The organism is Candidatus Moraniibacteriota bacterium, from assembly GCA_016699425.1.
In the GTDB taxonomy this organism is placed as follows: domain Bacteria; phylum Patescibacteriota; class Minisyncoccia; order Moranbacterales; family UBA1568; genus SSEF01.
On the sequence record CP064975.1, the window covers coordinates 352,942 to 372,233 of the forward strand.

The following is a 19,292-nucleotide window of genomic DNA, read 5'->3' on the forward strand; positions in this document are numbered from 1 at the left end:
CCAATGGCGACCGCGGGTTGTTGAAGCAAGTCCATTCGAATCTCCTTGATCTACCGGATCGATCCCTCCGGAATGGGTTGTTCAGGTGTGACTATGTGGTTTCTGTTTGTCCTCAGGTTTTTCTGAGACCATAAAGGAACGCTAGTGGCCCACCGATTAATATTACCGGAAGCTCGATATTCACATGGCTGATGGGTGACGATGTGGATACGAGGAGAACTTCCCACATCAGAACTGCCATCATGGGGAACCACCACCAATTCCCTATCTCCAGAGCGGGTCGCTTTCGCAGATTGTGTTCTTGTTGGACTAGACCGCAAAGCATGATGGTGATGAGGCCGAGGCTATCCATGAGGGTACAGATAATGATATCTGCAAGCATTTTGTATCTCCTTGTTTCCCCCGGATCGGTCCCTCCGGTATAGGTGTTGAGTTCAATTGTTCAGGTACGATTTCTGGGATTCCCAGAATGTGCATACTACGTTTTATGTATTAATCTGTCAAGGGTGGGAAAAGGGCGGATTTTTGCTATGATGGATGTGCTTTGCTATATTCCTGACGACAGCGCTATGCGACACGCTATCCTGAAAAAGGCCGATCCAGCAGTCTATAAGGCCGTCATGGGTGAAGAACAGCGCGAGGAAGACGGGCTCGAGATGATCGCGTCCGAGAATTACGTCTCGCCCGCTGTGCTCGAGGCACTGGGGAGTATCTTCACCAACAAGTACTCCGAAGGCTACCCGGGGCGGCGCTACTATGGCGGACAGGAATTCACCGATGCGGTGGAGACGCTCGCCATCGATCGGGCCAAGAAACTGTTTGGCGCGGAACATGTGAACGTCCAGTCACTTTCTGGGGCGCCGGCCAATATCGCGGTTTACTCAGCACTGCTCGAACCAGGCGATACTATCCTCGGGATGGACCTCTCACATGGCGGACACCTCACGCATGGCCACCCAGTGACCTTTATGCCCAAGATCTATCGCTTCGTCCGGTACAAGACAGAGCCGGATGGCCACATCGATTACAAGAAACTTGAAGCGCTGGCCAAGGAAGAAAAGCCGAAACTCATCCTGGCGGGATTTTCTTCATATACGCGCCAGCTCGACTATGCAAAGTTCCAGGCGATTGCAATAAAGGTGAACGCGTATTCGATGATGGATATGGCGCATATCGCTGGTCTGGTCGCTGCCAAGGTCGTCCCGAATCCTGTCCCGTATTTCGACGTGGTGACAGCGACGACGCACAAGACACTGCGGGGGCCACGTGGTGGACTGATCCTGTGTCGGCAGGCACTCGCACAGAAAATCGACAAGGCAGTCTTCCCGGGATTGCAGGGCGGTCCGCATATGCAGGTGATCGCTGCGAAAGCGGTCGCGTTTGGCGAGGCGCTCCGGCCAGAGTTCCGCCGCTATGGCAAACAGGTCCTGAAGAATGCCAAGGTTCTCGAGCAGGAGTTGCACAAGCTCGGATTCAAGTTGCTCTTTGGCGGGACGGAAAATCATATGGTGCTCGTCGATACGGTCGCCAGTCACGGGGTGCCGGGGAAAGTCGCACAAGAGCGACTTGATGAAGCCGGGATCACCGTGAACAAAAATGTCATCCCGGATGATCCACGCGGTCCGATGGATCCGTCGGGGCTCCGGATCGGCGTCCCAGCGCTCACGACACGCGGGATGAAAGAAAAAGAAGTGCGGCAGATCGCCCGCTGGATCGATGCTGCGCTCCGTTCCGAGGGCGATGTCAAGGTACTGGGGGGCATCCGAAAAGAGGTGAAACAGCTGTGCAAAGAGTTTCCGGTGTATAAATAACAAACAACCGACAACAAACAACCGACAACGAGTAAATCATTTCTTTATCAGTTGTAGGTGGTAGGTTGTAGGTGGTAGGTTGAATTATGAAAGGCATCATCCTCGCAGGCGGCAACGGCACCCGGCTCCTGCCCCTGACCGCTATCGCTTCCAAACAACTCCTCCCGGTCTATGATCGGCCGATGATATTCTATCCGCTGAATACGCTCATCGCGGCCGGTATCCGGGATGTGCTCATCATCGTCTCGCCGGAGCATGCCGGCAATTATCTGAATCTTCTCGGTTCGCTCCTCCGGAAACACGGCGTCAACATCTCTTTCATCGTTCAGAAAGAACCACGTGGTTTGGCGGAAGCCTTCATCCTCGGGGAGGACTTCATCGACAATGGTCCGTGTACAATGATTCTCGGCGATAATCTCTTCGAGGGGGATTTTTCCGAGGCGATCCAGAGCTTCGAGCGTGGCGGTCGAATATTCGCAAAGGTTGTGCCTGATCCCGAGCGCTTTGGCGTGGTGGAGTTCGACCCTGCGACCGGGACAGTTCTTTCAATCGTCGAGAAACCGATCGTCCCGAAGAGTCACTATGCGATCCCCGGACTCTATATCTATGACGCTGAAGTTGTGCGGATTGCCAAGGGCCTGAAGCCGTCAGCTCGCGGAGAGATCGAGATTACCGACCTCCATAACTATTATCTGGAACAGGGGACGCTGGATGTTCGAGTCATCGCTGGTGCCTGGTTTGATGTCGGGACCCATGATTCGCTCCTGGATGCCAGTCTCTATGTCCGAGAGAAGGATTTCCGGGCCCACTTCCACCCGATGATCGAAGAAGCGCTCGCAGAATACAATCAGGAGTTCAAGCGGCTCGTATCTCTATAGTGAATAAAGTAATTCCAATCATCTTATGTCAAACGAATCACCCCAGAAGATCAGGAAAGCCATCATTGCTGTTGCCGGGACCGGTACGCGGCTGCTACCAGCTACCAAAGCGATGCCCAAGGAAATGCTTCCGATCGTCGATAAACCAGTGATTCAACTGGTGGTTGAAGAATTAGTGGCGGCCGGTATCGAAGATATAATTTTCGTCACTCGCTGGGATAAGAAGCCTCTTGAAGACCACTTCGACTACTCGACAGCACTGGAAGACGATCTCCGAAAAAACGGCAAAGAAGATCGCTACGAGCAGGTCCATGCCATAGCTGAAATGGCCAATTTTATTCATGTGCGTCAAAAAGGCCCGTACGGTAACGGAACCCCGGTATTGTCAGCCGCCACCTTGGTGGATGATGAGCCTTTCGTCTACTGCTTTGGCGACGACTTGGTGAAGTCTACGACCTCCTTCACGAAACAGATGGTGGATGCCTATGCCGAGCACGGGCAGCCTATGATTGGGGTGCAAGAAGTGCCCATCGAAGAAGTATCAAAATATGGGATTGTGGATGCGGACCCGGAGACGATGCTGGTGCGGGATATTGTTGAGAAGCCGAAACAAGAAGAAGCACCATCACGCTTGGCTGATTTCGGTCGTATGATTCTGAATCAGGAGATCGTCGATATCCTTCGAGAAACGGCGCCGGGAAAGGGACACGAACTATGGATTATTGATGCGATTCGGAATTATATCCATGGTGGTGGAAGGTTCTACGCCAAGACGATTGCAGATGGTCGGTGGATGACGACCGGTGACCCGTTGAATTATATGACGACGATTCTGACGTATGCAGTCGAGCGCCCAGATATCGGTGAACAGGTCAAGGTATACATGCAACAATTGCTGGATAATTCGAAAAGATAGCCAATCGGTTGATTTCTACGTGTCATGTACTGGGCGTACCTCCTCCTCTTCATCGGCATGATTGTGACGCCTGAGCTCACGCGTGATGGCTTTCTGTTTTTCAGTGAGGATGATTTCGAGTCGCTGCTCATCTTTTGTTTCGGGATGCTGGGACTCCTCCTGTACCTCAGCAAGGAGTCAGCCTTTCTCCGGACGGTCCGGGAGAAGCTTTCGCTGCAGCAGGAGACGAACCAGATTCGGAAAGATCTCTCGCAGTCCTATTCGTACATTGGAGAGATGAATCGGCGCATCGACATCATGAAGCAAATGGTTGTCTCGCTTCCACAGGACGGAGTGCCCTTGTCGGAACGGAAGGGACGAGAGCGCTATGACCCGATCATCGAAGCGACCCGGCTCTTGGCCCAATCAGAGTGCGTGGCGCTGTATTTCGTGGCGGTCAAGGAAGGGGCTATCCTCGAGCGCTATGAGGTCGGGGATGGTGAGCATCGTGAAACCGTCCAATCGATAGACGGGAAACACCTCCTTGGTGCCAAGAAGTATCTGTGGGAAGAGGGACGGTTGTCCTTTGTCCGTTCACCCGAGGAAGCCGGTGGCGTCGCCGCATTCCTCGTCTTCCACAAAGTGAAGAACCGGTTGGAAGAAACGGGGATTTTCCAGATACTCGCGGCGCAAGCGGTATTCGTCCATTCTCTGAACGGTGCGACAGCAGGCCATTCAGACCAGCCTGACCAATCCGCTCGCTGACCATCGATATGAAGATCGGCATCGATGCGCGTTTCTATGGATCGCTTGGCAAGGGGCTGGGACGGTACACCGAAAAACTCATCACGTATCTCGAACAGATCCCCGAGGATACAAATACCTATGTGGTGTTTCTCCGGCGCGAAAACTTTGCGGAGTATCAGCCGGCGAACTCGCGCTTCGAAAAGAGAGTAGCGGACTATTCTTGGTACGGCTGGCAGGAGCAGTTTCGGTTCCCATGGCTTCTCTGGCGCTTTCACTTCGATCTCATCCACTTCCCGCAGTTCAAGGTTCCGATTTTTGTCCCGGCGCCGTTCGTGGTCACGCTGCATGACCTGATTCTGCTCCATTATCCGACGGTCAAGGCGAGTGAACTCTCTCCATTTCTCTATTGGCTGAAGTACCTCATCTATCGTGTGGTCATCGCGCTCGCGGTAAGGCGGGCGCGAGCGATCATTACCGTCTCGCGTTTCACCCGATCCGATATCGAATCCGTCTTCCCGCAGGCTCGGAGCAAGACCTTTACGACACTCGAGGCGGCTGATCCCTACTGCGCGTGGATGCATCCGCACGCTGAGCGAGCATTCCTCCAGTCGCAAGGACTCGTCTCGCTGTCCGATCCGGCGGCGGGGATCACTCCGTATGTGTTGTACGTAGGCAATGCCTACCCGCACAAGAATCTCCCGCTCTTGCTCCGAGTCGCTCCGAGATTTCCGGATATGCTCTTCCTTTGCGTCGGCCGAGAGGATTACTTCTATCGCACGTTTCGCGAGCAAGTGGCCGCTGCGGGGATAGGGAACATTCGCTTCACGGGCTATGTCGATGATCGCTCGCTCGGAGTGCTGTATCGTCGGGCGAGAGCCTATTTCTTCCCATCGCTCTACGAAGGTTTCGGATTGCCGGGACTGGAGGCGATGAATGTCGGGACGCCGGTGATCGCCGCGCGGGCGGGGTCATTGCCTGAGATCTACGGTGAAGCGGCCCGCTACTTCGATCCAACCGATCTGACTGCTTGTGAGACGGCCTTGCGGAACGCACTTCAGTCAGAGGAGCGGGACCAGTACCGGGTGGCGGGGTTTGCTCGGGTGGCCCAGTTCTCTTGGCAGCGCATGGCGCGAGAGACGCTCCAGCTTTACGGAACCATCCCAACAAGGCGATACTAAGGGAAGTCTATGCGAGATATCCGACGCAATATCCGTTATCCAAGAGATGCGGCACTCCCGAGGCCAGTTGGATTGAGTTCGCCTCGTCCGATTCATTCGCCACCGGAGCGACCCACCCCCGATCAATTCGGGGATATCAGCGAAATGGGCGTTATCGACTCCTCATTTATCTTTTGGTTCTCTTGGGAGGATTGGGGATTGCTTCGATCTGGCTTCGGCAGGCGATCGTCACGCTGGGCACATCCGCCGTCGCCGAAACGAAGCTCGCCGTGATGAGCGCTCGGCAAGGGAATCTCGAGGCCAGCCGGGAAGAACTCAGTCGGGCGGAACGGGATTTCTCCCGCGGGGCGCGTTGGCTCCGACCGTTCGCCTGGCTGCCGCATTCATTCGGACGAATTCCGGGATTCGCTCACGGTATATCGGCAGAGGCGCTCTTCAGTGCGGGTCGCGAGGGGACCCGGGCAGCGTTACCGATTCTTTCGGTGTTCCCTTCTATCCTCGATGTGCCCGATACCCCGAGTGATGTCGCGTCGCTCATCGATATCCTGGATCATTCGGCTTTGGCCGCGACCGAAGCGCACACTCATCTCCAGATGGTTCAACAGGCATTTGATCGAGTGCAACTCAGTGCGCTACCGGAAATTTACCGAGACGATTTCTCGCGCGTGCGTGACGTCGTCCCGATTGCGGTCGCTCTATTGGACGGCTATGCAGAACATCAGGCGCTCTTCCGGGAACTGCTCGGCGCCAACGGGCCACGAGTGTACCTATTCCTTTTCCAGAATAATCAGGAGCTCCGTGCGACGGGCGGATTCATCGGCAGTTATGCGCTCTTGGATGTGAGTCAGGGCCGCATCCGTCGTTTCTTCGTCGATGGTATTTTCAATCCAGATGGCCAATTGAAGGAGAATATCGTGCCGCCGAAGCCGATTCAGAAAATCAGTGCCGGTTGGAGCCTGCATGATAGCAACTGGTTTCCCAACTTCCCAACCTCGGCCGAAAAAGCAATCTTTTTCTACGAGAAAACAGGTGGTCCGACGGTGGACGGCATTATCACGCTGACGCCGGAAGTGTTGGGACGCATCCTCGAGATCGTCGGTCCGGTCACACTCCCGGAATACGGGGTCACAGTTGAGACTGAGAACTTTATGCCGATCATTCAGGAAGAAGTCGAAGTGAAGTACGACAAGGAAGAAAATGAACCCAAGCGCATCCTGGGCGACCTCACCGAGGCATTACTCCGGCGCTTCCTCTCCTTCGATCATCCGGAAGAAACCTGGGGATTGGGCACGACGCTCGCCACACTTCTGAACGAGAAGCATATTCTCCTGTATTCTCGGCACCCGGATGTCCAGGCGCTCATCAGCGGTGCTGGCTGGTCGGGAGAGGTACTGGCCACAGCGCATGACTATCTCTCGGTCATCCATACCAATATCAATGGGTACAAGACCGATGGCGTCATCAAAGAGACTATCAGCCACGAGGCAAATATCGAAGCAGATGGCACCGTCCGCGACACGGTCTCTATCACGCGCCAGCATCAGGGAGGCAACACGGCGTACGAGTGGTGGAACAAGGTGAATGCTGACTATTGTCGAGTCTATGTCCCCAAGGGTTCGACGCTCATCTCGGCTGAGGGGATGACACGGGAATTTCCTGAAGCGCCACTCGACTATCTCGCCCTCGGTTTTCGCCGGGATCCGGATATCGTGAGTGAAGAGGAAGGGACCGTCATTGATGAAACGAGTGGCACCCGGATATCGGAGGATGCGGGTAAGACCGTCTTTGGGAACTGGGTGTATGTGAGCCCAGGCGAATCCGTCACGGTCCGCTATGTCTATGAATTGCCATTTCGAGTCGCGCTCGAAACGGGCATTGACACTCCGGCGACAGCGTATGCTGCGCTGTATCAGAAGCAATCTGGCACAGAAGGTACCGCGCTTATGGCGACGATCCGCTATCCGGAGTTGCTCCGGCCGGTTTGGCAGACCCCGGGAAATTTGGTACCGTACCAGCGGGTCTTCGAAACGAAACAAATACTCGATAAAGACTTCTATTGGGGGGCTGTTTTCGGTCAAAAGAACTTGAACGGGGAGTGATATTTCTTGCACGCGATGCGAATGCTACAGCGATTTTTTCAGTGGAGCGGGCGGCCAATCGAGACTCTCGGGGGCGCCGCTTTTATCATTGCTTTGGCTGGGGTCGCGAGCCGGGTGCTTGGTTTCATCCGGGACCGCTTGCTGGCTTCTTCGTTCGGGGCGGGTGATGTCTTGGACGCGTACTATGCCGCCTTTCGGCTACCGGATCTTGTCTATGGTCTCCTGGTGCTCGGGGCGCTGTCGGCAGCTTTCATCCCGGTCTTCACCGGACTCATGGCGCATGGGGAGAAGGCAAAGGCCTGGCGCTTGGTGCAAGGCGCGCTGCAATGGCTCACCGTGATCCTCGGCGGAGCCGCGGTTGTGGGCATCCTGTTCGCGGACCAGCTTGCGGCTTGGATCGCGCCCGGATTCTCACCCGAAAAACAAACGCTCGTCGCCCAGCTGACGCGCATTATGCTTTTTTCGCCTGTTTTCCTCTCGATTTCCGCGGTTGTGGGTGGCGTACTTGTTTCTTGTAAGCAATTTCTGACCTACTCGTTCGCGCCGGTCTTCTACAATCTTGGCATCATCTTCGGTATCCTGGTTCTGTATCCAGTCCTGGGCCCGGCTGGTCTTGCGGTGGGGGTCGTTATCGGATCGCTCCTCCACGCTTTGGTCCAGTTTCCAGCCTTTTGGCGGAGCGGCTATCATTTATCATTTCTTCCGTTTCGGGCGAGCCTGCAAGACCCGGCACTCCGTCAGGTGGTGCGGCTCATGATCCCTCGCTCGCTCGCCATGGCCGTGAATCAATTCGGCCTCGTGATCGTCACAGTCTTTTCTTCCACGCTTGCTTCTGGCAGTCTGGCGGCCTTCACACTGGCTATCAATATCCAGAGCGTCCCACTTGGCCTCTTCGGCATCGCGTTCGCCCTCGCGTCGTTTCCGGTTCTCTCGACGCTTGCTGCCAAGCAGGATCATGAAGAATTCTTCACGGTCCTGGTCAGAACAACCCAACGCATCCTCTACTTCGTGCTCCCGTTGTCATTTCTCTTCATCATTTTCCGCGCGGAAATCGTCCGCATTGTGCTCGGGACTGGTGCCTTCAACTGGGAAGACACCATTGTGACCTTCACCGTGCTTGGCTGGCTGTCGATTTCGCTTTTCGCGCAGAGTCTCATCCTGCTGTTCGTGCGGGCCTTCTTCGCGCTTCAGGATACCAAGACCCCGCTCTTTGCCGCTCTGTTTTCCGAGGTTATTCATCTTGCGCTCATTCCCTTCCTCCTTCCGTATTTTGCTGTGGCCGGGATCGCGATGGCCTTCTCGGTCGGTGCGATTGTCAATGTCATTATCCTCTATTGGTCACTAAGGCAGCGTGTGTCGGTCTGGCGCGACTGGGAGATGATTTCTGGTATGCTGCGGATTGCAGGTATCGCCCTCGTCGCGGCTGCCGTGGCGCAGTTTTCCAAGGGCATCTTTGCGCTCACTATCGGCCGCCTCGATACCTTTGTCGAAGTCGCCGTAAAGCTCGGGGTCGGCGTCCTCATCGGTGGGGCGACCTATATCGCACTGTCGGCCTATTTTGCTCTGCCGGAATACCGGCAAGTGAAACGCTTCATTTGGTGTCGGCTTCTCCGCCGTCCCGAAACTATCGTCCTCACTGAGGATCACCCGGAACAGGGCGATTGGTAGGCGGCCGATCCATCAGATAGAAGAAAAGCCGTAGCGGGTTCGCGTACGGCTTGGGTGGGGCGGTGGCCCCGGGGAGGGATCGGGCTTCAGTCACCCGCATCCCACAGTTGACCCACTGCGCGTGAGCGAGGGTTTCGGGAGGTGGCCGCCCAACCCCGCTCGGGTGGTAGAGTGGTAATGATCACTGGTTGCGAAGTCTGGCAGTGAGCGCAGGTATAGTTTCGCCAGAGTGTATTTCCTCCCTCGCCTGGGGGCGCATCAGCGGGCGGGGAGATGGGGGAGAAGTGCTCGAGGGGTGTCCTACAATTTTTACATAAGAGCAGATCGCTCATGATAGTCCTTTCCTTCGGTGGTTGTTAAAGGGCGAAAACAAAAAACCGGCTCGGTGGAGAGTCGGTTCCTGCATTGTAACCCCGAGGCTACAAGACAGAAATCAACCCTTCACCGGCGAACCGGAAAAGAAACACCAGAAAAAGAAACGGTTGAAGCGTGTCGGTAACATATCCATACCCTACACGCCACGGCACCCTCTGTCAACTTGCCTCGCTGGCCGATTTCCTCTACCGTAGACGAACCAAGACTATGCGTCAGGAACACATCCGCAATTTCTGCATCATCGCCCATATTGACCATGGCAAGTCGACCCTGGCCGATCGCCTCTTGGAGCTGACCAAGACGGTCGAGCAGCGCAAGATGAAGGAACAGCTCCTCGATCAGATGGATCTGGAGCGCGAGCGTGGCATCACCATCAAGCTGCAGCCGGTCCAGATGAAGTACACCTACGAGGGGAACGAATACCACCTCAACCTCATCGATACGCCGGGCCATGTTGATTTTCATTACGAGGTGTCTCGGTCGCTCGCGGCGGTCGAGGGCGCGATCCTCCTCGTCGATGCGACCAAGGGTGTGCAGGCTCAAACCTTGGCCAATCTCTATCTCGCGATCGAGCAGGGGCTCGAGATCGTCCCAGTCGTGAACAAAATCGATCTGCCGAATGCCGAGGTGGAGAAAGCGAAGAATGAAATCATCCACCTCATCGGTTGTCCCGAAACAGACATCCTGCTCGCGTCCGGCAAGACGGGCCTTGGCGTCCAAGAGGTGCTCGAGCGTGTCATCGAGCGTGTCCCGGCGCCGGTGGGGGACATCGAGCAGCCGCTCCGGGCACTCATCTTTGATTCAGTGTATGACACGTACAAGGGCGTCGTAGCCTTTGTCCGCGTCGTCGACGGGACCGTGAAGCGCGACGATGTACTCTCGATGCTTGGGACATCACAGGTATCCGTCACTGTCGAAGTCGGACATTTTGCGCCAGCACTCACGCCTCAACCAGCGCTTCGAGCGGGTGATATCGGCTATATCGCGACCGGACTGAAAGATGTCGCCCACTGCCGGGTCGGCGATACGATCACGCTCGAAAATCGGCATCGTGATGCGAGCGCCGTCTCACCACTGCCGGGTTATCGCGAGATCAAGCCGGCCGTGTATGCGAGTCTGTATCCGACGGATGGTGAGGATTATGCTTTCATGCGCGATGCGCTCGACAAGCTGAAGTTGAATGACGCCGCTTTCACGTTCGAGCCCGAGAGCAATCAGGCGCTGGGCCGGGGGTTTCGCTGTGGCTTCCTCGGCCTCCTCCACCTGGAGATCATCCAGGCTAGGCTGGAACGTGAATTCGAGCTCGTCCCAACCATCACGACCCCCTCGGTCGTCTACGAGCTCCAGCTGTACGGCCAATCCGCGCGCGTGCCACTCTTTTCGCCATCGGACATGCCGGATCCGGCGGGGATCGATACTATCTACGAGCCGTATGTCGCGCTCTCCATCATCACGCCGGGCGAATACCTCGGCAATGTGATGCAACTCGCTCAGTCGATCCGCTCCGAGTACAAGAACACCGAGTATATCGACGAGGGCCGGGTCATTATTTCGTTCGAGGCGCCGCTTATGGACGTGATTGTGAATTTCCACGACGAGCTGAAGAGCGCATCATCAGGGTATGCCTCGATGAACTATGAGCCGATCGGCTATCGGCCGAGCGATGTAGTGAAGCTCGATATCCTCGTCGCTGGGGACAAGGTCGAGGCATTTTCACGCATGGTGCCAGCCCGGATGGCTCACCTGGAAGGCAAGAAGACTGTCGAACGGCTGAAAGAAGTCTTGCCGCGGCAGGCCTTTGCGGTCGCACTCCAGGCGGCCATCGGGGCCAAGGTTATCGCCCGTGAGACGATCTCGGCGTTTCGGAAAGACGTGACGGGCTACATGTATGGCGGCGACTTCAGTCGTAAGAAGAAATTGCTCGAGAAGCAGAAAGCCGGCAAGAAGCGGATGAAGGAAACCGGCCGCGTCACCATCCCGCCCAAAGCCTTCCTCGAAATCTTGAAGAACAAATAATCGTCCTGACTTGTGACACTTAACTAGCGATCGCTAGTTAAGTGTCACGATTGAGAAATGGCTTGGGGGTTTGAATTCGGGCAGGTTTTTTTACTTTGACTTTTCTGGTTGTGCCGGGTATGCTGCGGGCACTGTGTTTTCTGGGGAGTAGGATCATGATTGATCGGTACGAGAGATACCAGCGGTTGGAGATTCTTTTGCAACGATTCTCTGCGGCCACAACACTGGAGGAGATGGGCCAGGTGCTGATAGATATCGGAGAGGCGACAGGTGAGCCAGATTTGAGGAGACTTTCTCTTCGGTATGCCGAACTATTGTCCCGCGTCTCGGACGAAACTATTGAGGTGCAATCCTCCCAATTCGGGACATGACGCCGCGCCGTCGTGTCCTTTTGCTTTTTTCGCAGCGAACGCCTAAAATGGAGGAGTAATCGTTGACGCTATCGATATGGCACTTGAATTTACCAAAGATAATTTTGAAACAGAGGTCGTGAAGAGCGAACAGCCCGTACTCGTGGACTTTTGGGCACCCTGGTGTGGCCCGTGTCAGATCATGGGGCCGGTCCTCGACACGCTCGCCGGTGAGATGACGACCGTCAAGATCGGCAAGCTCAACGTCGACGAGCATCCGGATATCGCTCAGGCGTACGGCGTCATGTCCATCCCGACGATGAAAGTCTTCAAGGATGGCCAAGTCGTGAGGGAGTTCGTCGGCGTCCAGGATAAAGCTGCGCTCCAAGCGGCTCTGGCAGCGATCTAGCAAGCACCGGTTTATTTTGGGGGAGGTAAAAAACACATATGAAAATCCATAAGGAGCGGATCGACTTGAAAAGCACGACGCAGATCGAGTTCCTCGATATCACGGACCAGGTCCAAGAGATCGTGGACCGTTCGGGTATCCGTGAGGGCCAGGTGCTCATCTATGTGCCGCATACGACTATGGGTGTCGCGATCAACCACAACGAGCCGATGCTCTTGCAGGACTTCATGCGCATCCTCTACAAAGTCGTCCCAGTGGATGACCAGTATTCACATGATCTCTTTGAACTGCGCCGCGAGACGAAGTCGGATGGCCGGTCCAATGGGCATTCCCACTGTAAGGCGATTCTCCTCGGCAATAGCGAGACGGTGCCGGTGGAGAAGGGACTGCTACTTCTCACCGAGCGGCAGAACATCTTCGCAGTCGAGTTTGACGGAGCGCGGGAACGCGATGTCGTGATTCAGGTCATTGGCTACTAATTTTTTTCTCATGCGTCTCATCATCAGCATGGTGAAGGCGGTAGGGGTAGTGTTCGTCGTGGCTGTGGTGATCGGCGGGGTTTCATATGCGTATCTCTTGAACCGTGCTGATTCGGCGCGGGGGATGCTGTCAGAAAACCAGCGCTTCACCATCCAGAGTGGGGAAGGGGTGGTGTCGATCGCCGAGCGGCTCGACAAAGCGGGGATCATTGATGGTTCGCTCACCTTCATCGCGTATGCGGTAAAGACGGGTTTGTACAAGCAGTTCCAAGTCGGTGAATATAGTCTCTCTGGCCAATTGTCAGTACCGGATATCGTCGATCGATTCGTCGCGGGTAAGGTCGTTCCGGCGGGCGTCCGTATCACGTTTCCTGAGGGGTGGACCATGCATGAGATGGCCGAGCGACTCACTGCCAATGGCTTAGCGGGCGCTGACTTCCTGGCAATTGCTGCCCGACCGTTTCCGAAGTGGCAGGAACGTTATCCATTTCTGGCGGACTTGCCAGCGGGCGCGAGTCTCGAGGGGTATCTCTTTCCGGATACCTACATTTTCCCCGCCCAGGCCACGGGTGAACTGATCGTCAATGAATTGCTGAAGAATTTCGGGGAGAAGGCCGAACCGGTCATCACTGCCGGGCTAACCACGCGGGGATTGTCATTCCATAATGTGATCACCCTCGCTTCCATCATCGAAGAGGAAGGCCGGACTGAGGCTGACCGGAAAAATATCAGCGATGTGTTCCGGAAGCGCTTGGCGGTCGGTCAGGCCCTGCAGAGCGATGCGACGATCAATTATATCCACGGTACCGCCAAAGACCAGCCGACATTTGAGGATCTGAAGTCAACCTCGCCCTATAATACGTATGTGCATACTGGGCTACCTCCGGGTCCGATCGGCAATCCGAGCCTGATGTCGATCAATGCAGCGCTTTACCCGACGAGCAATCCCTACTTCTACTTCCTGATCGACCCCGAAACGCGTATCACTTACTTCGCTGAGGATTTCGACGGTCACAGCCGAAATCGCGCCGCGCACGGCCTCTAGTCCTATGCTCTCCAATCGCCCGATCATCGCGCTCATTCTCCTGTTTGCGGTTGCTCTTATCGGGTATTTCGGTTTTTCGTCGATCATGGATGCGGTGCTTGTCGAGGGTGCGAGTGTCTTTGTCGCTCCGGCTGCGTGGTTTTTCATCATTCTCACCCTGTTCTCTGTCGGTGCGCTCGTCTGGCACGAACGCATGTATCAAACTGCAGCCAGCATCGTCCTGGTCATATCGAGCTTTTTCTTCGCCCCGACGCTCGCGCACGCGGGAGTCAGTGTCGTCGCTGGGCTGTGCGTCTTCGCCGGGCTGCTCCATATCAGACGAGAGTTGACAGCGCGGATCCGGCTTTCGCTGTATCGGAGCGTCGCCGTGGGTGTAGCACCGATCATTCTTGCGCTTTCGCTCGTCATTTCGAGCCAGTACTATACCCATGTCAGCACACTGTCCTGGGATCGGTTGGTCCCGAGCTTCGACTTGGCCGAAGGATCGGGGGCGTGGCTCTTGCGTCTTGCGGGTACGCTGTCGCCTTCTCTCGCGGCACTTCAAGATAGGAATCTTTCGGTGGATGAATTTCTCCGCGATCTCAAGCCGGCAGTTGAAGTCGGCGGACCAGAAGAAACCATCAGTAATGGAATCGGAGAGGCAGTCCGTCAAGCGGAAGTCATCCGATCGAAGCTGGAGCTCTCGCGTCTCTTGGGACGGAGCGTCAATGGGGACGAGAGTATGAACGCTCTCCTTTCGGAAGCCTTGCGGAAGAAAACTGTAGCCTTTGTATCGGGCGATGCGGTCGGGAACACGAAAGCCGTTCCGTTCCTCCCATTCTTCCTTGCTATCCTGCTCTTCTTCACGATTTATCCTATTCTGTCGCTTCTCATCCCGCTGGTCTTGTCGCTCGCGACTGTGATCTTTGCTACGCTCGTCAGAAGCGGCCTCATTGTCGTGAAGAAAGTACCCGCCGAGCAGGAAGTCATCGTCTGAGTACCTCAGGCGTTTATCGGTGGGGTTGACAAGGTGTCTTTAGCACTCGATAATGACGAGTGCTAATATAGTGTATGGCCAAAGACTACTACTCAATTTTGGGCGTCCCGAAAAGCGCCAGTCAAGACGACATAAAAAAAGCCTACCGCAAGCTCGCACATGCGCATCATCCGGACAAACAGGGTGGTGATGAGGCGAAGTTCAAGGGGATCAATGAGGCGTACAGCATCCTCAGTGATCCTGAAAAGCGGCGGCAGTATGACCAGTTCGGTCAAACATTTTCGGGTGCCGGCCAATCCGGCCAGCCGGGGCAGGGCTTCGGCGGTTTTGACTTCTCAAATTTCGGCAATCAGGGTTTCAATTTCGGTGGGGCGAATATGGAGGATCTTTTCTCGGACCTCTTCACTGGAGGCGGCCAGCGCTCACGGACTCGGCGCGGTTCAGATATCCAAGTCGATGTCACGATTAGTTTCGAAGAGATGGTCCAGGGCGCCACGCGTACCGTTCGACTCCGGAAATACACGAGCTGCGACCAGTGTCATGGTACAGGCGGCGCGACCGGAGCAAAGGAAAGTCCTTGTCCGGATTGTCATGGCAAGGGATCGATCATGAAGACCGTCAATACGATACTCGGTGCCTTTGCGCAATCGATGCCTTGTGGCCGCTGCCACGCGAAAGGACATATCTTCAGCGAGCTCTGTAGCGTCTGCCACGGAGAGGGTCGGGTACAGCAGGAAGTTTCACGCGATATCACGATCCCGGCAGGGATCGAAGACGGCCAGGCATTGTCGGTCGCAGGGGAGGGGGCAGCCGGTGAATACGGGGCGCCTGCGGGGGATTTGTACGTCGTCGTCCATGTCGCACCGCACCCGACGCTCAGTCGTCGGGGCGACGATATCGTCTCGGAGCAGCGTCTCCGTTTCGATCAATTTGCTTTGGGTGACAAAGTGCCCGTGGCAACAATCGAAGGCGAAGTGACGATGAAGATACCGGCGGGAACACAGCCCGGTGAAGTCTTTCGGATCCGGAGTAAAGGTATCCCCAAACTCGGCCGTTTCGGTCGGGGTGATCATCTCGTCAAGACGGTCATCGAAGTCCCGCGCCACCTCTCGAAAGAGGCGAGACAACGCATCGAAGCACTCCGTGATGCAAAACATCGCTAGTCTGAGCGGTGAAGTGTGGGGTATACTGAAAAAACATATAATCCAATTTGTCTCTACCCGTATGAGTGATGAAGAAACTCGGATCCTGCTCGTTGACGATGATGCGGAGACGCGCGATATTTACTCTCAATTTCTCCAAGAGACCGGTTTCATCGTCGATGAAGCAGAGAATGGCCTCGACGCGTTGCAGCGGATGGAGTCGGCAAAACCAGACCTCATTATGAGTGGTATCATCATGCCAAAGATGGATGGGTTCACCTTGGTTCAGACGTTGAAGCAGAATATCGAGACGTCCAAGATCCCGATCGTTTTTCTGTCCCATCTCGGACGACAGGAAGATGAACATCGATCCAAAGAACTTGGCGTGGATGATTTCATTGTTCGGGATACGACACCGCTCAAGGAAGTGGCGGTGCGAATTCGCGCGCTACTCTCGGCGGTGGAGTACATCGTCGCTCTCGACCCAGCGAGCTTCGATGCCAAGCGCTTTGCTGCAGATATGGGATTGCCGGAGAACTTTGTCAGCCCCGATGGCGTCAATGGTCGCTACGTGCTGCGTTTGCGGATCACTGACGTGAGCCGCAAGCGTTTCAGTGGAGAAGTCATCAGTGCGTGAGTATGAAACGGGCGTGGAAGGAAAAACCAGGTTTCATCCGCTTCACGGCCCCCGAGGGGCCGTCTTCTATCGCTCATCACTTGCTCCGCCAGCGCGGTGTCACGGAAACGGACTTGAAGCGATTCATTTCTCCGGACTATGACCGGGATCTCCACGATCCGTTCCTCTTTCGCGATATGGACAAAGTCGTCTCGCGATTGGATGAGGCTCGGACACGAGGTGAACGGGTTGGGGTGCTTGGTGACTTCGATGCGGATGGTGTGACTTCGTCGGTCATCATCCGGGAAGTACTCGGAGCGCTCGGTATCGAATCCGTCATCCATATCCCACACAAGCAGAACGAAGGGCATGGCCTGAGTCGTATCGCCGTCGCTCGTTTTCATACGGCTGGCGTCCGGCTCATCCTCACGCTCGATTGCGGGATGATGAACCACGAGGAGATTGCCGAAGCTCTGACGCTGGGGATGGAGACGATCGTCGTCGATCATCATCATGTGCCAGCGGTGCTCCCGCCGGCCTATGCGATCATCAACCCGAAGTTGCCTGCGGACACCTATCCGTTTCGTGAGCTGTGCGGTGCCGGGACATCTTTCAAGGTAGCAACTGCGCTGTATCGCCGTCTGTTGCCTGAGCGAGTCGATGAGTTGAAGTGGCTGCTCGATATCACGGCTATCGGGACGGTCGCCGATGTCATGCCACTCATCGGGGAGAATCGGGTGCTCGTGAAGTATGGGCTGATCGTGCTCCAGAAGACCCGACGCCCAGGCCTGCGGGAGATGTATGCGGTCGGACGCATCCCCATCGATGACCAGCACGCACCGGATGCGCGGATGATCGCGTTTCAGATCGCCCCGCGGATCAATGCAGCTTCCCGGATGGCACATGCCGAGACGGCCCATGAACTGCTCTTCACAGCGGATCAGGTGCAGGCCCGGATCCTCGCGCTCGAACTGGAGAGCTACAATGTGGCGCGTCAGAAAGTGAGCCAGACAGCGGCCGAAAGTGTCCGAGACATCGCAGACCGTCAATTTCGCGATGAGAAGTTTGTCGTGGCGATCGGCCCGCAGTTTCCGATCGGAGTCGTGGGTTTGGTCGCTGGCAAAGTCGCCCATGAGATCGGCAAGCCGACAGGTGTCTTCCAGCAAGGAGAAGTGACGAGTACGGGCTCATTCCGTAGCATCCCAGGCTTCAGCGTCATCGAAGCACTTGAAGCGTGTGCGGACCTCTTTGAAAAATTCGGCGGGCATGAACAGGCGGCGGGCCTCACTATCCGGAATGATCGGTTCGATGCGTTCCTCGAGCGGTTCGGTGCGATTGTCCGGGAGCGGCTGCAGGGAGTTGAAACCGTACCAGAGCTCCTGATCGATGCGGAACTACATCCAGGTGATCTTTCTCTCGGGCTCGTGAGGGAGATTCGGGATCTGTCACCGTTTGGTGAGGGGAATCCGGAGCCAGTCTTCCAACTCTCGGGGCTCGAGATCGAGCAGGCGCGGACGGTCGGCAAGGACGGCAAACACTGGAAGCTCACGCTCAGTCATCCAGCGCTCACACACTCGTTTGATGCGGTCGGGTGGTCCATGGTGTCGGCCTTTCCGGACCTGGGCCCGGGCAATCAACTCTCTATCGTCTGTCAGATCGAAGAGAATGCTTGGAACGGACGATCGACATTGCAGCTGAAATTACTCGATATCAAACCGCGGTAGGTCAGATTGACAGCGCTCCTTATTTTCGATACTTTGCGGTCAGTTCTTCCGGGCTTCGGCCCCAACCGATCTGAGGAGTGCGTCATGCAATTCCGCGTCATTAGCAGTGGCAACACAGTCTCCCTCTATCCGCTTCCGCTGGACCCAAGGGTTCCGCCTCTTGTTCTTGGCGGTAGTCAAGGGCTGATAGCGCCGTTGTTTCCCGAATTTTCCGGGCAGCTGTTTGCAGTCACAGACTATGAGGAAGTCTCGTCTCGGCTGGGAAGCGGTGACGGCGGTCCAGAAAAGCGCCATGTCGTTGAATATGAGCGGCCGCCGCAACTCAAGCTGCTTCTGTTCGGTCGACTCGCGTCTGATTGGACCGGTGTACCGATCGTCGACCAAGTCTTCGTGTGGTTGGATGGCCAGCAGAGTGAACCGTTCACGTGGATACCGCTGGATCAGCTGTTCCACAAGGTGGTCGAAAAATTGGGGGCGTTATCGTCAACGACGCTTAGTATTGGGACACCCTGTGCTTTAGAGGTGCTCGAGGCGACCGTTCGAAACGGAGGGCTCGATGATAGTCATGTAGGGGTTATCGAAGCAGTACTGAGACTCGGCGTGCAGCAAACCAAACTCTCGCAGTATGTGCCTCGTATCTTGGCACTCATCCCAGAAATCGTCGCGACGAGCGCTCGTCACCGTGAACAATTGGACGAGACAATGCGGAAGATGGCCGCGGAATTGGACGCAGCAAAACAAAAATATGACGAAGATTTCGCGGCACTCATGTGCCAACGGACGCGGTCGGAGGCGCTACAGTTTCACTACGAACAGTGGCAAAAGGCACAGCTGGCTGCCGAAGCAGACGCTCACTGACAGCCGTGCCGCATCAGCCCTCGTTG

General features: G+C 55.8%; 16 protein-coding genes. All 16 read left to right on the top strand.

Annotation, left to right across the window (positions count from 1 at the left end; translation table 11 throughout):
* The first annotated feature begins 569 nt into the window (after nt 1-569).
* The 16 genes from IPJ68_01760 (at nt 570) to IPJ68_01835 (ending at nt 19,266) form a co-directional block, all read left to right on the top strand.
* Nucleotides 570-1,811 carry a serine hydroxymethyltransferase gene (locus IPJ68_01760; protein QQR78978.1) on the top strand — a complete coding sequence of 414 codons (1,242 nt, stop codon included), beginning with the start codon at nt 570-572 and terminating at the stop codon, nt 1,809-1,811.
* A gap of 86 nt (nt 1,812-1,897) precedes the next feature.
* Complete coding sequence (locus IPJ68_01765; GenBank protein QQR78979.1) at nt 1,898-2,689, top strand: NTP transferase domain-containing protein; 792 nt, start codon at nt 1,898-1,900, stop codon at nt 2,687-2,689.
* Nucleotides 2,690-2,714: 25 nt separating this feature from the next.
* Nucleotides 2,715-3,605, top strand: coding sequence for a UTP--glucose-1-phosphate uridylyltransferase (locus IPJ68_01770; protein ID QQR78980.1), 891 nt, complete (start codon nt 2,715-2,717; stop codon nt 3,603-3,605).
* A 24-nt stretch (nt 3,606-3,629) separates the two neighbouring features.
* Nucleotides 3,630-4,349: a hypothetical protein gene (locus tag IPJ68_01775; GenBank protein ID QQR78981.1), complete on the top strand. Its 720-nt coding sequence runs from the start codon at nt 3,630-3,632 to the stop codon at nt 4,347-4,349.
* Nucleotides 4,350-4,357: 8 nt separating this feature from the next.
* A complete protein-coding gene (locus tag IPJ68_01780) occupies nt 4,358-5,509 on the top strand; it encodes a glycosyltransferase family 4 protein (protein ID QQR78982.1) in 1,152 nt (383 codons plus the stop codon).
* A gap of 173 nt (nt 5,510-5,682) precedes the next feature.
* Nucleotides 5,683-7,608 carry a DUF4012 domain-containing protein gene (locus tag IPJ68_01785; protein QQR78983.1) on the top strand — a complete coding sequence of 642 codons (1,926 nt, stop codon included), beginning with the start codon at nt 5,683-5,685 and terminating at the stop codon, nt 7,606-7,608.
* Between the two features lie 93 nt (nt 7,609-7,701).
* Nucleotides 7,702-9,276, top strand: coding sequence for a murein biosynthesis integral membrane protein MurJ (gene murJ / locus IPJ68_01790; GenBank protein QQR78984.1), 1,575 nt, complete (start codon nt 7,702-7,704; stop codon nt 9,274-9,276).
* 582 nt (nt 9,277-9,858) lie between these two features.
* Nucleotides 9,859-11,667, top strand: coding sequence for an elongation factor 4 (gene lepA, locus IPJ68_01795; GenBank protein ID QQR78985.1), 1,809 nt, complete (start codon nt 9,859-9,861; stop codon nt 11,665-11,667).
* 447 nt (nt 11,668-12,114) lie between these two features.
* Nucleotides 12,115-12,426: a thioredoxin gene (gene trxA / locus IPJ68_01800; GenBank protein ID QQR78986.1), complete on the top strand. Its 312-nt coding sequence runs from the start codon at nt 12,115-12,117 to the stop codon at nt 12,424-12,426.
* A gap of 38 nt (nt 12,427-12,464) precedes the next feature.
* The gene (locus IPJ68_01805) at nt 12,465-12,905 is read left to right on the top strand and encodes a YjbQ family protein (GenBank protein QQR78987.1); all 441 of its coding nucleotides are present in this window, start codon (nt 12,465-12,467) and stop codon (nt 12,903-12,905) included.
* A 10-nt stretch (nt 12,906-12,915) separates the two neighbouring features.
* Complete coding sequence (mltG, locus tag IPJ68_01810; GenBank protein QQR78988.1) at nt 12,916-13,950, top strand: endolytic transglycosylase MltG; 1,035 nt, start codon at nt 12,916-12,918, stop codon at nt 13,948-13,950.
* Between the two features lie 4 nt (nt 13,951-13,954).
* Complete coding sequence (locus IPJ68_01815; protein ID QQR78989.1) at nt 13,955-14,926, top strand: hypothetical protein; 972 nt, start codon at nt 13,955-13,957, stop codon at nt 14,924-14,926.
* Between the two features lie 74 nt (nt 14,927-15,000).
* A complete protein-coding gene (gene dnaJ / locus IPJ68_01820) occupies nt 15,001-16,089 on the top strand; it encodes a molecular chaperone DnaJ (protein ID QQR78990.1) in 1,089 nt (362 codons plus the stop codon).
* 61 nt (nt 16,090-16,150) lie between these two features.
* A complete protein-coding gene (locus IPJ68_01825) occupies nt 16,151-16,705 on the top strand; it encodes a response regulator (protein QQR78991.1) in 555 nt (184 codons plus the stop codon).
* Between the two features lie 2 nt (nt 16,706-16,707).
* Nucleotides 16,708-18,408, top strand: a complete 1,701-nt coding sequence (gene recJ, locus IPJ68_01830) for a single-stranded-DNA-specific exonuclease RecJ (protein QQR78992.1) — start codon at nt 16,708-16,710, stop codon at nt 18,406-18,408.
* Nucleotides 18,409-18,492: 84 nt separating this feature from the next.
* On the top strand, nt 18,493-19,266 hold the full coding sequence (locus IPJ68_01835) for an OmpH family outer membrane protein (protein ID QQR78993.1): 774 nt from the start codon (nt 18,493-18,495) through the stop codon (nt 19,264-19,266).
* Nucleotides 19,267-19,292: the final 26 nt, after the last annotated feature.

Bases quoted from the DNA above. Each gene is read 5' to 3' on its own strand.
- IPJ68_01780 (QQR78982.1), top strand. From the start codon at position 4,358: ATGAAGATCGGCATCGATGCGCGTTTCTATGGATCGCTTGGCAAGGGG.
- IPJ68_01770 (QQR78980.1), top strand. From the start codon at position 2,715: ATGTCAAACGAATCACCCCAGAAGATCAGGAAAGCCATCATTGCTGTT.
- lepA (QQR78985.1), top strand. From the start codon at position 9,859: ATGCGTCAGGAACACATCCGCAATTTCTGCATCATCGCCCATATTGAC.
- IPJ68_01805 (QQR78987.1), top strand. From the start codon at position 12,465: ATGAAAATCCATAAGGAGCGGATCGACTTGAAAAGCACGACGCAGATC.
- recJ (QQR78992.1), top strand. From the start codon at position 16,708: ATGAAACGGGCGTGGAAGGAAAAACCAGGTTTCATCCGCTTCACGGCC.
- IPJ68_01815 (QQR78989.1), top strand. From the start codon at position 13,955: ATGCTCTCCAATCGCCCGATCATCGCGCTCATTCTCCTGTTTGCGGTT.
- dnaJ (QQR78990.1), top strand. From the start codon at position 15,001: ATGGCCAAAGACTACTACTCAATTTTGGGCGTCCCGAAAAGCGCCAGT.
- IPJ68_01825 (QQR78991.1), top strand. From the start codon at position 16,151: ATGAGTGATGAAGAAACTCGGATCCTGCTCGTTGACGATGATGCGGAG.
- IPJ68_01760 (QQR78978.1), top strand. From the start codon at position 570: ATGCGACACGCTATCCTGAAAAAGGCCGATCCAGCAGTCTATAAGGCC.
- trxA (QQR78986.1), top strand. From the start codon at position 12,115: ATGGCACTTGAATTTACCAAAGATAATTTTGAAACAGAGGTCGTGAAG.
- IPJ68_01765 (QQR78979.1), top strand. From the start codon at position 1,898: ATGAAAGGCATCATCCTCGCAGGCGGCAACGGCACCCGGCTCCTGCCC.
- mltG (QQR78988.1), top strand. From the start codon at position 12,916: ATGCGTCTCATCATCAGCATGGTGAAGGCGGTAGGGGTAGTGTTCGTC.
- IPJ68_01835 (QQR78993.1), top strand. From the start codon at position 18,493: ATGCAATTCCGCGTCATTAGCAGTGGCAACACAGTCTCCCTCTATCCG.
- IPJ68_01775 (QQR78981.1), top strand. From the start codon at position 3,630: ATGTACTGGGCGTACCTCCTCCTCTTCATCGGCATGATTGTGACGCCT.